This window comes from Paraburkholderia ginsengiterrae (assembly GCF_001645125.1).
GTDB classification, from domain to species: Bacteria; Pseudomonadota; Gammaproteobacteria; order Burkholderiales; family Burkholderiaceae; genus Paraburkholderia; species Paraburkholderia ginsengiterrae.
Window position 1 is genome coordinate 29,382 of the sequence record NZ_LXKA01000176.1, and the last position, 15,356, is coordinate 44,737.

The following is a 15,356-nucleotide window of genomic DNA, read 5'->3' on the forward strand; positions in this document are numbered from 1 at the left end:
AACGACCAAAGAGGAGGGGAGAGGCGGCCCCGGTGGCGGCCACAAGCACGCAATTATTCCAGGAGCACGCCGGAATAGCGGAGTGCGCGACTCCGGTGAAGTGGCATTATATGGAAAGTTGCGACAATTTGTGGCGCGCAAACAAGGTACGCGATGATTTCCGTACGATTAGCCGCACAGACGTTGAAGTGCCGGGTTGAAGGGCGGCCGGGCAGGGAGGCGGCGAAGCCGCGCTTCGCCCGCCTCCGGAGCCGCTATCAGGAAGGATGTAGCAAGCTTAGATCACGCGCTCGCGCAGCCACGCGGAGCCGAGATCGATCGCGGTGACCACGATCACCACCATGATCATCACCGCGGCGGTTTGCGCATAGTTGAAGGAGCGGATCGCTTCATACAGCACCACGCCGATTCCCCCCGCGCCGACCATGCCGACCACCATCGCCGAGCGCACGTTCGATTCGAAGCGATACAGCGCGTACGAGATCCACAGCGGCAGCACCTGCGGCAGCACGCCATAAATGATTTCGTCGAGGCTGGTTGCCCCGGTGGCGCGCACGCCTTCGGCCGGACGCGGATCGATGGCCTCGACCGCTTCAGCGAAGAGTTTGGCGAGCACGCCGGTGGTGTGCACCCACAGCGCCAGCACGCCGGCAAACGGGCCGAGCCCGACCGCGACGATGAACAGCATCGCGAAGACCATTTCGTTGATCGCGCGGCACGCATCCATCAGGCGGCGCATGGGCTGCACGATCCACATCGGCGCCATGTTGTGCGCGGACATCAGGCCGCACGGCACGGCGCACACGAGCGAGAGCGCCGTGCCCCACACCGCCACCGAGAGCGTCACGACCATTTCATGCAGATAGCTGCGCCATTCGGTGAAGTCAGGCGGGAAAAAGTCTTTGGCGAACTGGCCCATGTTGCCGGAGTCGGTGAGCAGGTCCAGCGGACGCATGTCGGCGCCGTGCCATGCGCCGCCCAACACCGCAAGCACCGCGATCCAGCCCAGCAGCGACAGCCAGCCACGCTTGCCCGCAGCGGACTTTGCATCACGTGCTGCCTGCGCCGATGCGCTCGCCGCCTGAGCGGCGAGTGCTTCACCCGCGTGCTTAGGCGACGTGATCAGATCGGCGGTGTTCATTGCTTCGATTGGGCGGCGTTGAGCGCGCTCAGCTTCGCGTCGAGTGCGGCCAACTGGGTCTTGCGATCGTCATCGGAGAGATGCGCGTCGCTCTCGATCTTCTGCTTCTGCTGGAACAACGCGACCTGGCGGATCGGCAGCAACTGCGCATCCGACGATGCAGCAAAACCGGCGTAACCCGTGATCGCGGCCATGACCGCTTTTTCGTGCGGATCGGTCTTCCCGTAGTTCAGGAAGAAGTTGCGCAGCTTGTCCTTGGTGGCTTGCGGCAGATCCTTGCGCCACACCAGCGGGTCCGACGGAATCAGCGGCGATGTCCACAGCACGCGCACCTGCGCGAACTTGTCCGGATGCTCTTTCTTCAGCGTGTCGAGCATCTCGGTGTTGTTGGTCGCGATGTCGACCTTGTTGTTCACCACGGCCAGCAGATTCGCTTCGTGGCTCGACGGCAGCACGGTCTTGAACGAGGTATTGACCGGCGTGTTGTGTTTGGCGAACAGGTAGTAGCCGGGAATCAGCGTGCCTGAGGTGGAGTTCGGATCGCCGAAGCCGAGCGTCACGTCCTTCGTATTCTTGAATACATCGTCGAGCGTTTTGAAGCGGCTGTTCACATTGGTGATCAGCACCGAGTAGTAGCCGGCGTCGCCATTCGCGTACTGCACCTTCGCGAACACTTCGCCTTGCGAGCGGTCCACTGCCTCGATCGCGGACGCATTGCCGAAATAGCCGACCTGTACCTTGTTAAAACGCATGCCTTCAATAATGCCGGCGTAGTCGGTCGCGAAGAACGCCTTGACGTTCAGGCCGGTTTGCTTGTTCATGTCGTTGATCAGCGGTTCCCAGCGCTGCTTGAGCACCGAGGACGAATCGGTCGAAATGATGCCGAGGTTGAGGTCCTCGGCATGGGCGGCGGCGACGCCGGCGAAGGCGGCCGCGCCTACAGCCAGCGTGATCAATGAACGCAGGAATTTCATTGCTTGAGATCCGGTTGAGTTGACAGGGTGAATGAGCGCGCTCAGTTCGAGTGCGCGGGATTGAGCGCGAATGCGTAACGCTCCGGGGCAGGTTCGGTGTCTTGAAGCGGCGTGCCGCCCGCTACGGTTTTTGTCTCGCTGCCTTCTGGGTCAGAGGCATGGGCATCGAGCGATTCATCGAGCAGTTCACGGGCGTCGTCGCCATAGAGCTTCTTGAGCAGGACCGGCGTGAGCGCGCCGGACGGGCCGTCGTAGACCACCTTGCCGCGGCGTAGCGCGATGGTGCGCTGGCAGTACTGCATGGCGATGTCGACCTGATGCAGCGAGACCAGCACCGTTAGCTGATGCTCGACGTTCAGCGTGCGCAGCATCTCCATCACGCGGCGCGACGATTCGGGGTCGAGCGAGGCGATCGGTTCGTCGGCGAGCACGATGCGCGCGCGCTGCACCAGCGCACGGGCGAGCGCGGCGCGCTGCTGCTGGCCGCCGGAAAGATTGGCGGCGCGTTCACGCGCATGGTCGCCAATGCCGACCTCGTTGAGCGCGGTCATCGACAATGCGCGCTCCGCGCGTGGAAAACGGCCGGTCAGACGCCGCCACAACGGCAGGCGCGAGAGTGCGCCGATCAGCACGTTGCTTTCGACCGAAAGGCGGTTCACCAGATTGAACTGCTGGAACACGAAGCCGATATCGCGGCGAATGCTGCGCACTTCCCGCACGATGCGGCCGTTCTGCTGGATCGGCCGCCCCAGAATCGAGATCTGCGACGGCTGCGCGTCCGAGGCCGTGAAGCCCGCGATGTGGCGCAGCAGGGTCGACTTGCCGGAACCCGAGGCGCCGATCAGCGCCACCATTTCCCCCGGCTGGACGCGCAGGTCGATTTCATCCAGCGCCTTGCGGCCGTTGCTGAACGTCTTGCTCAGCCGTTCGATTCGAATTGCTTCCATAAGTACCCCTTGACGCGTCCGGGCGCTGCCGGCATGTGTGGGGCTCATTCTAGGAAGCGTCTGTGACGGTTAAGTGAAGGTGTCGCGACGTCTAGACGACTATATCTTTATATGAATTTTTTGCGTCGCTGAAAAGACAGAACGAAGTCATTCGGACGAACAGTAAATGACATGCCTGTGACATGATTTGAATGAGTGTGCACCGCTTCAGCATGATCGCTCCGTGCCAGGCTATATTGCGGCATTCGAGGAGCCGTCCCCAATAACCTTGCATTTCCTTGCGACGTCGTCATGCATCCTTTGAGCTTCCTTCCCGACAGTTTTGCGGAGTACGAAGATCTCAGGACGATCCTCGAACAGGGCAGTGCAAGCTTCGCGGTCAGCACCGTCTGTGAGACGGTGGTGCGCGGCCGGCAATTCGCCGTGCGTACCGCCAGCATCGGCTCGACTGATCCGCAGGCGCCGGCCATCGGGTTTTTCGGCGGTATTCACGGGCTCGAGCGGATCGGCTCGCAACTCGTGCTGGATTACATGCGCGCGCTGCTCGCGCGGCTCGAATGGGACGAACTGCTGGTGCGGCAATTGCAGTCGATTCGTCTGATCTTTATGCCGATCGTCAATCCAGGCGGCATGTGGGCGGCCACGCGCGCCAATCCGAACGGCGTCGATCTGATGCGCAATGCGCCGCAGAACGCCGACGCGCGGGTGCCGCTGCTCGCGGGCGGCCAGCGCGTGGGCGCCTGGCTGCCGTGGTATCGCGGGCGCGAGGGCGACCCGATGGAGCCCGAGGCCGCTGCGCTACTGCAGGTGGTCGAAACCGAACTGGCGTCGCGGCCGTTGAGCATCGCGCTCGATTGCCATTCAGGCTATGGCTGGCGGGACAGCATCTGGTTTCCCTACGCGCGCACCCGCAAGCTGATGCCGCATCTGCCGGAAATGTACGTGCTCAAGACCATGTTCGAACGCGCGCATCCGCATCACGGCTACGCGTTCGAACCGCAGAGCCACCAGTATCTGTTGCACGGCGATCTGTGGGACTTCGCCTACGACCGCACGCCGGCGCCCAACGTCTTCCTGCCGATGACCCTCGAACTCGGCTCATGGCTGTGGATCAAGAAGAATCCGCGGCAGTTGTTCTCGCGTCAGGGCATGTTCAATCCGGTGAAGGCGCATCGCACGGCGCGCGTGCTTCGGCGTCATGCAAATCTGCTCGATTTTCTGGCGCGCGCGGCCTTTTCCTCGCAACGCTGGCTGCCGCAAGGCAATCGCCGCGACCAATTGCTGCAAAGCGCCCTCGACCATTGGTATCGGCCGGAAAGCGCATGAGCACATGGATCCTGCTGCGCGGCCTCACACGCGAAACCCGCCATTGGGGCCGCTTGCCTGACGTATTGCGCGAATCGCTCGGTGAGTCGCCCGCTGAGGCGTCGAATGAGGCGCGGCGCGGCGCGGACCATGACAACCCGCTGCTGCTGCTCGATTTGCCGGGCAACGGCGAGTTCGCGCACCTGCGCGCACCGGCGACGGTCGCCGACATGGTGGGTTTCGTGCGCCATGCGGCTTTTCAGAGCAACCTGCCCGGCCCGTATTGCGTACTGGCGATGTCGCTCGGCGGCATGGTGGCGACCGACTGGGCGCAACGGCATCCCCATGAGATCGAGCGGCTGGTGCTGATCAATACCAGCATGCGGCCGTTCAGCCACATGCAGGAGCGGCTTCGCCCGTCGGCGTGGCCGGGGCTGGCGGGCGTGGCCGCCAACTGGACCGCCGCGGCGCGCGCGGAGCGCGGCATTCATCGGCTGACATGCAACAACGTGGCGACGCTGGACGACGATCTCGCCGCATGGAGCGCGATTCGCCGAAGCGCGCCCGTGAGCCGTGGCAACGCATTGCGGCAACTCTGGGCCGCGGCGCGTTTTACCGCAAGGGCCGCGAAACCGGCCTGCCCGGTGTTGATCCTTTCTTCGCAGGCCGACAGGCTGGTCAACCCGGTCTGCTCGGCGAAGCTCGCGGCGGCGTGGGGCGCCTTGCATCGCGAGCATCCGTGGGCCGGCCACGATCTGCCGCACGACGATCCGGCATGGACCGCCGGGCAGGTTCGCGCATGGCTCGAGCAGAACCCCGCCGTGCCGGGCGCCGGGCTTTAAGCCGCCGGACACGCTGCTGCAACGCGGCGAGAGTAATAGGTATAAAGCCAGCGGGTATTACCTAAGTGCACTCGTTCATCGCATTCGGGTCGGCAGGTGCATAATTCCCGTGCAGTCGATGCATGCAGTCACGCGATACTCGCCATTGCCGCCAGCCGGGGGAGTTGATCATGCAAGCGAAGAACGAAGAAGCCGTCACGCACCTGCTGAACGATGTCGTCGAATTTGCACGTGGGCGCCTGCCCGAACCAACCTTCGCGGTTGTCGAACCCTTCCTGCGGCACTACTACGATTTCGTCGACGCCGACGATCTGCAGAGCCGCTCCATCGCCGATCTCTACGGTGCGGCGCTCGCGCACTGGCAAACGGCGCAGCGCTTCGTGCCCGGCGCCGAGCGTTTGCGCGTCTATAACCCGATTCTCGAACAGCACGGCTGGCATTCCGATCACACGGTGATCGAAATCGTCAATGACGACATGCCGTTTCTGGTCGATTCGGTGTCGATGGCGGTCAACCGGCATGGCCTTGCGCTGCACTCCGTCGTGCATCCGGTATTCCGCATCTGGCGCGCGCCCGACGGGAGCATCACGAGAGTCGGCCAGGGCGCAGAAGACGCCACCGATACCCGTTCGCAACTGGCCTCGTTTATTCATTTCGAAGTGGACCGTTGCGGCGCGGCAAAACTCGACGCCCTGCGCGACGACATCGCCAAGGTGTTGCGCGACGTGCGCCTGGCGGTCGAAGACTGGCCGAAGATCGTCGAACTCGCGCGCCTCACCATCAAGGGCATGAAAACCGGCGAAGCCGGCCCGGAAGGTGTGGAAGCACGCGCGTTTCTCGAATGGATGGTGGCCGACCATTTCACCTTTCTCGGCCAGCGCGATTACGACCTGGTGGAGCACGACGGCGGCTACGGCCTGCGCGCGGTGCAGGGCTCCGGCCTGGGCATTCTGCGCGATGCACAGCAGCCCGCCGGCGCCGCCGAGGTCACGCCGCTGCCGCCGGCCGCGGCCGACATCATTTTCGGCTCATGGCCGATCTTTCTGACCAAGGCCAATTCGCGTGCCACCGTGCACCGGCCAGGCTATCTGGATTACGTCGGCATCAAACTGACCGGCGCGGACGGCAAGGTGATCGGCGAGCGCCGCTTCATCGGCCTGTATACGTCCACGGCGTATTCCGTGTCGGCCGCGGAGATTCCGATTGTGCGGCGCAAATGCGCGAATATCGTGCGGCGGGCCGCTTTCCTGCCCAAGGGCCATCTCGCGAAGTCGCTGGTGACGGTGCTCGAAACCTATCCGCGCGACGAGCTCCTGCAGGCCGACGAGGATCAGCTTTACGACACCGCGCTCGGCGTGTTGCGTTTACAGGAGCATCAGCGCACGCGCCTGTTCGTGCGGCGCGACCGCTTTGATCGCTTCGTGTCGTGCCTAGTGTTCGTGCCGCGCGACAAGTACAACACGGATCTGCGCCGGCGCGTGGCGCACCTGCTGGCTGAGGCGTTCAACGGCGAGAGCATCGAATTCACGCCGCTGCTGTCGGAATCGACTCTGGCGCGCATTCATTTCGTCATCCACGCGAAGCCGGGCGGCATGCCCGACGTCGATACGCGTGAACTGGAAGCGCGGCTCGTGCAGGTGGCGCGCCGCTGGCAGGACGATCTTGCCGACGCTTTGCTCGATGCGTTCGGCGAAGAGCAGGGCAACCGTCTGCTGCAGCACTACGGCGATTCGTTTCCGGCCGGCTATCGCGACGATTATCCGGCCCGCACGGCCGTGCGCGATATCGAGCTGATCGAGCGCGTGCAGGGCACCGAGCGTCTTGCCATGAATCTGTACCGGCCCATCGAATCCGGGCCGCGGGCGTTCCGCTTCAAGGTATATCGCGCGGGCTTGCCGATTGCGTTGTCGCGCAGCTTGCCGATGCTCGAACATCTGGGCGTGCGGGTCGACGAAGAGCGGCCTCATCTGATCGAGGCGCTGGGCGCGACGCCCGCCTGGATTCACGACTTCGGCCTCGAACTCGCGGACGACGCGGAGTTCGACATCGAGCGCGTCAAGAATCTCTTCGAAGAAGCCTTCGAGCAGGTGTGGACCGGCGCGATCGAAAGCGACGATTTCAACCGCCTCGTGCTGCGCGCCCAATTGAATGCGCGCGAAGTGACGATTCTGCGTGCATACGCCAAGTATCTGCGCCAGGTGGGGTCGACCTTCAGCGACGCGTATATCGAGCGCGCCGTGACCGGTAACCCGGCGATTGCCCGCATGCTGGTCGAGCTATTCGTGGCTCGCTTCGATCCGGAGTTGGGCGAGAAGCGCGAACTGCTGATTGACGGCTGGCTGCAGAAGATCGAAGGTGCGCTCGATCAGGTGCCCAATCTCGACGAGGACCGCATCCTCCGGCAGTTTCTCGGCGTCATCAAGGCGACGCAGCGCACAAACTACTATCGCTTCGACGCCGGCGGGCATCCGAAGCCGTACCTGTCTTTCAAGTTCAATCCCGCGCAAGTGCCCGGCTTGCCCGAACCTAAACCGATGTTCGAGATCTGGGTGTATTCGCCGCGGGTGGAAGGCGTGCATTTGCGCGGCGGCCGGGTGGCGCGCGGCGGTTTGCGCTGGTCGGACAGGCGCGAGGATTTCCGCACGGAAGTGCTCGGGCTGATGAAAGCGCAGATGGTGAAGAACGTGGTGATCGTGCCGGTCGGCTCGAAGGGCGGCTTCGTCGTGAAGAACCCGCCGCCGCAAAGCGAGCGCGACGCATGGATGCGCGAGGGCATCGCGTGCTATCAGACCTTCCTGCGCGGCCTGCTCGATCTGACCGACAACCTCGCGGGCACCGCGGTGGTGCCTCCGCCCGACGTGGTGCGGCACGACCCCGACGATCCGTATCTGGTGGTTGCCGCAGACAAAGGCACGGCCACGTTCTCCGACTTCGCGAACGCGATCTCGCAGGAATATGGTTTCTGGCTCGACGACGCGTTTGCGTCGGGCGGCTCGGTCGGATACGACCACAAGAAAATGGCGATCACCGCGCGCGGCGCGTGGGAGTCGGTCAAGCGGCACTTCCGCGAAATGGGCGTGGACACGCAGACCATGGACTTCACGGTGGTCGGCATCGGCGATATGTCGGGCGACGTGTTCGGCAACGGCATGCTGCTGTCGCCGCATATCAAGCTGGTGGCCGCGTTCGACCACCGGCATATTTTCCTCGATCCGAATCCCGATCCGGCGCTGAGTCTGGCCGAACGGGGGCGCCTGTTCATGCTCGACCGTTCGAGCTGGGCCGACTACGATCCCGCGCTGATCTCGGCGGGCGGCGGCGTGTTTCCGCGCAGCGCCAAGACGATTCCGCTGTCGCCGGCGGTGCAATCGGTGCTCGGCTTGAGCGTGCCCGCGCTCGCGCCCGCTGAATTGATGCGGGCGATTTTGCAGGCGCCGGTCGATCTGCTGTACAACGGCGGCATCGGCACGTATGTGAAAGCGAGCCATGAAACGAATCTGCAGGTCGGTGACCGCGCCAACGACGCGATCCGAGTCAACGGCGCCGATCTGCACTGCAAGGTCGTGGCCGAAGGCGGCAATCTCGGTCTCACGCAATTCGGGCGCATCGAGTTCGCGCAGCGCGGGGGCCGCATCAATACCGACGCGATCGACAACTCGGCGGGTGTCGACTGCTCGGATCACGAGGTCAACATCAAGATTCTGCTGGGGCTGGTCGTCGCCGATGGCGAGATGACCGAGAAGCAGCGCAATGCGCTGCTGGCCGAAATGACCGACGAAGTCGGCCTGCTGGTGCTGCAGGACAACTACTACCAGACCCAGGCGCTGTCGATTGCGGGCCGCTACGGTGTTGAGCTGCTCGACGCCGAGGCGCGGCTGATGCGCTATCTGGAACGCGCCGGGCGCCTGAATCGCGTGATCGAGTTTCTGCCGACGGACGAGGAAATCGCCGAGCGGCAGGCCGCCAAACAAGGTCTCACCACGCCCGAGCGCGCGGTGTTGCTGGCGTACAGCAAGATGTGGCTGTACGACGCGCTGCTCGATTCGTCGATGCCGGAAGACCCGCTCGTGAGCGACCTGCTGGTGGAGTATTTCCCCAAGCCGTTGCGGCAGCGGTTCAGCGCACCGATGCAAAAGCACCCGCTGCGGCGCGAAATTCTTGCCACGCATCTGACCAACGCGCTGGTGAACCGGGTCGGCTGCGAGTTCGTGCACCGGCTCATGGAAGAAACCGACGCGCATCCCGGCGACATTGTGCGGGCCTGCGTGATGGCGCGCGACGTGTTCGATCTCGACGAAGTGTGGAGCAGCATCGACGCGCTCGACAACCGAGTGGCCGACGATGTGCAGGCGCGCATGTTCGTCGAAGTGGCGCGCCTCGTCGAACGTTCGGCGTTGTGGTTCCTGCGGCAGTTGCAGTCGGGCGCGGTCAGCGACGGCGATGTGGCCGGCCTGCTCGCGCGTTGCCGCGACGCGGCGCAGCGGCTTGCGCCGCAATGGCCCGCGTTGTTGCCGAGTGCCGATCTCGACGCGCTCTCCGAACGGCAGCGCGTGCTGGTGGACGCCGGCGTCGACAGCGGTCTCGCGGTGCGGATCGCGAGCGGCGAGATTTCGGCGGCGCTGCTTGATATCGCCGAGGTGGCCTCGACGAGCGACCGCAGCCTCGAACTGGTGACCGGCGTGTACTTCGCGCTCGGTACGCTGCTGAATTCGAGCTGGATTAGCGAACGCGCGGCCGCTTTGCCGGCGCCAACGCACTGGGACATGCTGGCGCGCGCCTCCGCGCTGGCCGAACTCGCGCGCCTGAAACGCGCGTTGACCACCAGCGCGCTGGCCGGCGCGGACGACGCATCGACGCCGGAAACCCTGGTCGAGGCATGGCGCGAGAAGCGCGTCGCCCAGCTCGAGCGCTATGCGCGCCTGCTGGCCGATCTGCGGGCCACGGGCGGGGCGAGCCTGTCGATGCTGCTGGTCATCGTGCGGGAAATGGCGGCGCTCGAAAGGGCCTAGCGCGGCGCCATGCCCGCGGGGCGAGCGTCTGGGAGCATAAGCGGGGCATGTGTCCAACACACCGAGGTTGGACGCATGCCGCCCGGCATGTCCATAATACGGGCTGCTGCAAACTGAAAGCTCTCTGCAAACTCACGGACGCCCTCCACGACGATGAAAGAAGAATCGCCGAAAGCCATTTTCTATGCGCTCGCCGCCAACCTCGGCATCGCCATCTGCAAGTTCGCGGCGGCCGCCTTCACCGGTTCCGGCTCGATGTTCGCGGAGGCGATTCACTCCACCGCCGACTGCGGCAACCAGTTGCTGCTTCTATTCGGCCTGCGTGAAGCGCGCAAGCCGGCCAGCCCGTTGCATCCCATGGGGAGCGGGCGCGAGATCAACTTCTACTCATTGCTCGTGGCACTGCTGCTGTTCTTTGTCGGCGGCGCGTTCTCCGTGTACGAAGGCGTGCACCGCCTCTTCGTGCGCGAGCCGTTGCAGTATGCGTTTGTGGCGCTGACGGTGCTCGGCGTGTCGGTGGTGCTCGAGGCGCTGTCCCTGTGGGGCGCCGTCAAGGAAATCCGCAAGAGCCATCCGGACAAAAGCATGTGGCGCTGGTTTCGGGAGACGCGCGAGTCCGAACTGCTCGTGGTTGCGGGTGAGGACATCGCGGCGCTGGCCGGTCTCGCCATCGCCTTCGTCGCCGTGCTGCTCACCATGATGACCGGCAATCCGCTCTATGACGCGCTGGGTTCCATCGGCGTCGGCCTGCTGCTGATGGTGATCGCGTGGCTGGTGGCGCGCGAAGTGAAGTCGATGATCGTCGGCGAATCGGCGAGTCCGGAAGTGCGCCGCGCGATCGAGGCGCACCTGCGCGCGCGAACCGAGATTCGCAGCATCATCAACATGATTACCCTGCAATGGGGCCGTCACGTGGTGGTGGCCGTGCAGGCCGAAATGATCGACTACGCCAGCGGCCGCGCGATGGTCGACGCGATCAACGTGATCGAAGCGGATTTGCAGTCGGCCTTTCCGCAAGTACGGTGGGTATTTTTCGAACCGGATGTACCGCGCGTTTAAGTCCGCGCGCGCCCGCAGGGCGGCGGGTGTGCGGCGGCGTGCAATTAATTTTTTCGCATCTATACTTCTTTGCGCTTGAAAGCAGGACTTTCTCCCAATCTGCATTAACAGGCAAAAGGAAGATCACAATGCTGACTCGCTCACTCGGCGCCATTTCCGCCATGGCGCTCGCCGCATGCGCGGCCCTCTCGTCCGGACCGGCCAGCGCGGACGACAACGACGGCGGCTCGCACGGACGCCCCGTCAAGGTGATGATCATTTCGATGTTCGGACCGGAAGGGCAGGTGTGGCTCGATAACCTCGGCCCCTGGCGTGAAATCACCGTGGACGGCCTGTCGCCCGATTACCCCACGGTTCATTGCAACAAGCAGGACGTCTGCGTGATGACCACCGGCATGGGGCACAGCAATGCCGCTGCGTCGATCATGGCGCTCACGTTCTCGCAGCGTTTCGATTTGCGGCATACGTACTTCATGGTTGCCGGCATTGCGGGCATCGATCCGCAGCAAGGCACCGTGGGTTCCGCCGCGTGGGCGAAATATCTGGTCGACTTCGGGATTCAGTGGGAGATCGACGGGCGCGAGATTCCGCCCGGCTGGAACACCGGCTACCTCGGCATCAACACCACGAGTCCTACGGCCAAGCCGCCGCTCGACTATCGCACCGAAGTGTTCCAGTTGAATACGCGGCTCGCGGATACGGCGTTTGCCTTGTCCCGTCAGGTGACACTGTCCGATAGCGCGCAGGCGCAGGCCGCACGCGCCAAGTATTCTTATGCGCCGGCCAATCGCCCGCCGACCGTCATTCAATGCGATACGCTGGCCGGCGATACGTGGTGGTCAGGAACCCTGATTGGTCAGCGGGCGCGCGACTGGACCAAGATCCTGACCGACGGAAACGGCGTCTACTGCACGACGCAGCAGGAAGACAACGCCACGTACGAGGCGCTCAAACGCGCGGACTCGGTCAACAAGGTCGATCTGAATCGGGTTGCCGTGTTGCGGGCGGGCTCCGATTTCGACCGGCCCTACGACGGGCAGACGAGTGCCGACAACCTGCTGAACTACGCTGCGCAAGGCGGTTTTACGATCGCCATCCAGAACCTGTTCCTCACGGGCAATCCGCTCGTGCAGGACATCTCCACGCATTGGAACGAGTGGCGCGACGGCGTGCCTAAACGGTAACGTGCGCGGTAAAGTCCACGGTAAGGTCCGCGGTAAAACCCTTCGGTAGTTCTCTTCAGCAGGTCTTTTCAAATGCGCGCGCCCACGGATGCGATCCGTGGGCTCGTTTCATCTGAAGCGCTTAGTGTTGAGGCGCGCGGTACGGCGTCCACACTGGCGTGTCGGTATCCCAATTGTCGAGTTCAGAGGGTGTCATGATGTGCTCCTTCTTGAAGAGTGCATGAATCGTTCAGCAATGGCCAATTGTTTTGGATGCCGAACTACCTGATAAATATCGTCTTACTGTCCGTTGGCCACGCGCGTGACGTCGCCGTTCGTGCCTTCCTGCAGCGCGATGCGCGAAGCCTGCGTTTGACCGATCAGACCTTTGTTCGGATACGTCGTGCGATTCAGCGAGGGCAGCGAGCCGTCGCGATAAGCCGCAACGAGTTCCGCTTGCACTTCGGCACGCGTTTTCGCGGTTGCAGTCGTGGTTGCCGTGGGTTGCGTTTGATAAGTGCCGGCGCGGCCAATGCCGCCGCTGCCTTGTGCGAACACAGGGGCGCTGGCGAGCAGCGAGAGCGCCAGACCTGCCAATAGATTGCGTTTCATGATCCACTCCTGTCGATTCATTGGCAGCGCGAGCGGCGCTGCGACAGGGTGAAATGTAGACTTGGAGAGCGCACGGATAAATTGCCGAATCGCGAAATGAATTGTCGCGATTCCAGAACAATCTCGACAACAGTACGCGGAATGCCGTGCAAACGCTGGTTTATTCGAACAACCGCGGCATTAGAGCCGCGGTTGGAATTCACTGTTTCAGATTCGGTACTTCAAATCGCGCGCGCATTAGACGATAGTCACGCCACCCATTCCGTAGTCACCGGGGTATCGAGCGTGGGGCCAGACTCGCGTTCTTCAAGTGTGCGCTTCGTGCACATTGCGTCGAGACTGCCGCGTCCGCTCAGCAACGGGCAACGGTCGAACAGCTCCGCGATCCAGTCTACGAAAACGCGGACTTTAGGCGACAGATGGCGACTGTGCGGATAGACTGCGGAAATCGGCATCGGCAAAGGTTTCAGTTCCGGTAACACTTCTACCAGCTGGCCCGAACGCAGATGCGGCAGCACCATGAAGAGCGCCGGCTGAATCAGGCCGAAGCCTTCCAACCCGCAAGTCACGTAGGCATCGGCGTCATTCACCGAGACGATGCCCTTCATCTTCACTTCAACTTCTTTGCCATCAACCATGAAGGCCCAATCGAGCGTGCGCCCGGTGCGGCTGGAAAAGTAATTGACTGCTTTGTGATTCTCCAGGTCTTCGAGCGAAGACGGCATGCCCGCGCGCTCAATGTATTCGGGGGCTGCGCACGTTACGCCTTCGAACAGACCAATACGGCGCGCCACCAGCGAAGAATCCTGTAGCGCACCGATTCGCACCACGCAATCCACGCCTTCCTGCACCAGATCCACCGGGCGATCCGTCAGGCCCAGTTGCAGGTCGATGTCCGGGTAGCGCGTGTGGAATTCGCACAGCGCAGGAATCACCAGCAAGCGGCCGATCGAACCTGGCATGTCGATACGCAGCTTGCCGTGCGGCTTTTTCGTGCCGCTCTGAAAACTGGCCTCGGTGTCTTCGACGTCCGCGAGGATGCGCACGCAGCGTTCGTAATACGCCGCGCCGTCCGGCGTGAGCGACAAACGCCGGGTGGTTCGATGCATCAGGCGCGTGCCGAGAAACGCTTCGAGGTTCTGAATGATGGTCGTAACCGAGGCGCGCGGCAGATCGAGCGTTTCCGCTGCGCGGGTAAAGCTGTTGGTGTCGACGACGCGCGTGAACACTTGCATGGCCTGAAGCCGGTCCATTGCAAACCTCCAGAAGGGGCAGGCGCACTGAACGGGAATGGATTCCGCAGAGCAATCGCATTCGATTGTTCAGAGGCGCCGAATTGTGTTGCCGGATTATAGGCATTTATTTAGGAGTCTGCCGAACCCACAATTCGCACCATTGAAGTTCTATGCGCATTGCGCGGCTCGACATGGAAGCATTTAAACCGCCGTACACGTTTGTCCCCGCTGATAGCGGCATCGCGGAGGCCGACAGTACGGCACTCGAAGTCACTGACGTGCAGATCGAAGGGCACGCACAGGACATCACATTGCGGCTGTACCGGCTGGCTGGAAAGACCGCACTGCCGGTGCTGCTTTATTTCCACGGTGGTGGATTTACGAAGGGTTCGGTCGATCAGGCCGATCACGCCGCGCGTTTTTTCGCGGAACACTTACCGGCGTTGGTCGTATCGGTCGGTTATTCGCTGGCGCCGCGGTTTCCGTTTCCGGCCGCCCCGGAAGACGCGCACCGCGCGGCGCTGTGGGTGCAAACGCGGGCCCGCGCGTTCGGCGGCAACAGCAAGAAAGTGGGTGTGGCGGGTCACGACGCAGGCGGGCAGCTGGCCAATTGCCTCGCTTTCATCGCACGCGATCGCGGCGACGTGCGGATTGCCGCCCAGGCGCTATTCGGGCCGATGCTCGATCCGAGCCTGACGCGTCTCGGCGACGAAAAGCGTCTGGGTTCGGATATCACGGCGAAAGAGTGCGCGGCCTGTTATCGCGCGTATCTCCCGCAAGCGTCGCAGCGCATGCATCCGTATGCCGCGCCGCTCGAATCGTCGCGGCTCGCGGGTCTGCCGGCCACGCTGATCCTGACCGCGCAAAACGACGTGCTGCATGTGGAAGCGGAGAAATACGCCGGCAGTCTGATCGACGCCGGGGTGGTGACCCAGGTGGTTCGCTATCCGAGCGTCTCGCATGCCGCGTTGGCCGATCATCCGGCCGCTTTGCAGGAAGCGGTGCGATTTTTTCAGTGGCGCTTCGATGCGCGCGCCCATCGATAAACAGAACTTCAATCAACGATACC

11 protein-coding genes are annotated in these 15,356 nt (G+C 63.2%); 6 read left to right on the forward strand and 5 right to left on the reverse strand.

Going from position 1 to position 15,356, the window contains the following annotated elements:
- Positions 1–277 precede the first annotated feature (277 nt).
- Genes phnE through phnC form a run of 3 tightly spaced genes read right to left on the reverse strand, consistent with a single transcriptional unit; the run spans position 278 to position 3,062 of the window.
- On the reverse strand, positions 278–1,141 hold the full coding sequence (phnE, locus tag A6V37_RS13785) for a phosphonate ABC transporter, permease protein PhnE (protein ID WP_064265286.1): 864 nt from the start codon (positions 1,139–1,141) through the stop codon (positions 278–280).
- The gene (gene phnD, locus A6V37_RS13790; RefSeq protein WP_064265287.1) at positions 1,138–2,115 is read right to left on the reverse strand and encodes a phosphonate ABC transporter substrate-binding protein; all 978 of its coding nucleotides are present in this window, start codon (positions 2,113–2,115) and stop codon (positions 1,138–1,140) included. Before phnD ends, phnE begins: the two co-directional genes overlap by 4 nt.
- Before the next feature lie 41 nt (positions 2,116–2,156).
- Positions 2,157–3,062: a phosphonate ABC transporter ATP-binding protein gene (gene phnC, locus A6V37_RS13795; RefSeq protein ID WP_064265288.1), complete on the reverse strand. Its 906-nt coding sequence runs from the start codon at positions 3,060–3,062 to the stop codon at positions 2,157–2,159.
- A gap of 291 nt (positions 3,063–3,353) precedes the next feature.
- Here phnC and A6V37_RS13800 point away from each other — a divergent pair, with 291 nt between their 5' ends.
- The 5 genes from A6V37_RS13800 to A6V37_RS13820 all read left to right on the forward strand — a co-directional run bounded on the left by A6V37_RS13800 (position 3,354) and on the right by A6V37_RS13820 (position 12,461).
- Positions 3,354–4,388 (forward strand): M14 family zinc carboxypeptidase, encoded by a 1,035-nt coding sequence (locus A6V37_RS13800; protein ID WP_064265289.1) that lies wholly within the window; start codon positions 3,354–3,356, stop codon positions 4,386–4,388.
- A complete protein-coding gene (locus A6V37_RS13805; protein WP_064286059.1) occupies positions 4,385–5,209 on the forward strand; it encodes an alpha/beta fold hydrolase in 825 nt (274 codons plus the stop codon). Before A6V37_RS13800 ends, A6V37_RS13805 begins: the two co-directional genes overlap by 4 nt.
- A gap of 170 nt (positions 5,210–5,379) precedes the next feature.
- A complete protein-coding gene (locus A6V37_RS13810) occupies positions 5,380–10,218 on the forward strand; it encodes an NAD-glutamate dehydrogenase (RefSeq protein WP_064286060.1) in 4,839 nt (1,612 codons plus the stop codon).
- A 153-nt stretch (positions 10,219–10,371) separates the two neighbouring features.
- Positions 10,372–11,277 carry a cation diffusion facilitator family transporter gene (locus A6V37_RS13815; protein ID WP_064286061.1) on the forward strand — a complete coding sequence of 302 codons (906 nt, stop codon included), beginning with the start codon at positions 10,372–10,374 and terminating at the stop codon, positions 11,275–11,277.
- 128 nt (positions 11,278–11,405) lie between these two features.
- Complete coding sequence (locus tag A6V37_RS13820; RefSeq protein WP_064265293.1) at positions 11,406–12,461, forward strand: purine-nucleoside phosphorylase; 1,056 nt, start codon at positions 11,406–11,408, stop codon at positions 12,459–12,461.
- Positions 12,462–12,740: 279 nt separating this feature from the next.
- On the opposite strand, the gene A6V37_RS13825 is transcribed toward A6V37_RS13820, so the two are convergent.
- Together A6V37_RS13825 and A6V37_RS13830 are read right to left on the reverse strand one after the other, a co-directional pair.
- The gene (locus A6V37_RS13825) at positions 12,741–13,052 is read right to left on the reverse strand and encodes a DUF4148 domain-containing protein (RefSeq protein WP_064265294.1); all 312 of its coding nucleotides are present in this window, start codon (positions 13,050–13,052) and stop codon (positions 12,741–12,743) included.
- Positions 13,053–13,300: 248 nt separating this feature from the next.
- On the reverse strand, positions 13,301–14,305 hold the full coding sequence (locus A6V37_RS13830) for a LysR family transcriptional regulator (protein WP_064265295.1): 1,005 nt from the start codon (positions 14,303–14,305) through the stop codon (positions 13,301–13,303).
- A 173-nt stretch (positions 14,306–14,478) separates the two neighbouring features.
- Here A6V37_RS13830 and A6V37_RS13835 point away from each other — a divergent pair, with 173 nt between their 5' ends.
- Positions 14,479–15,333 carry an alpha/beta hydrolase gene (locus A6V37_RS13835; RefSeq protein WP_064286074.1) on the forward strand — a complete coding sequence of 285 codons (855 nt, stop codon included), beginning with the start codon at positions 14,479–14,481 and terminating at the stop codon, positions 15,331–15,333.
- Positions 15,334–15,356 lie beyond the last annotated feature (23 nt).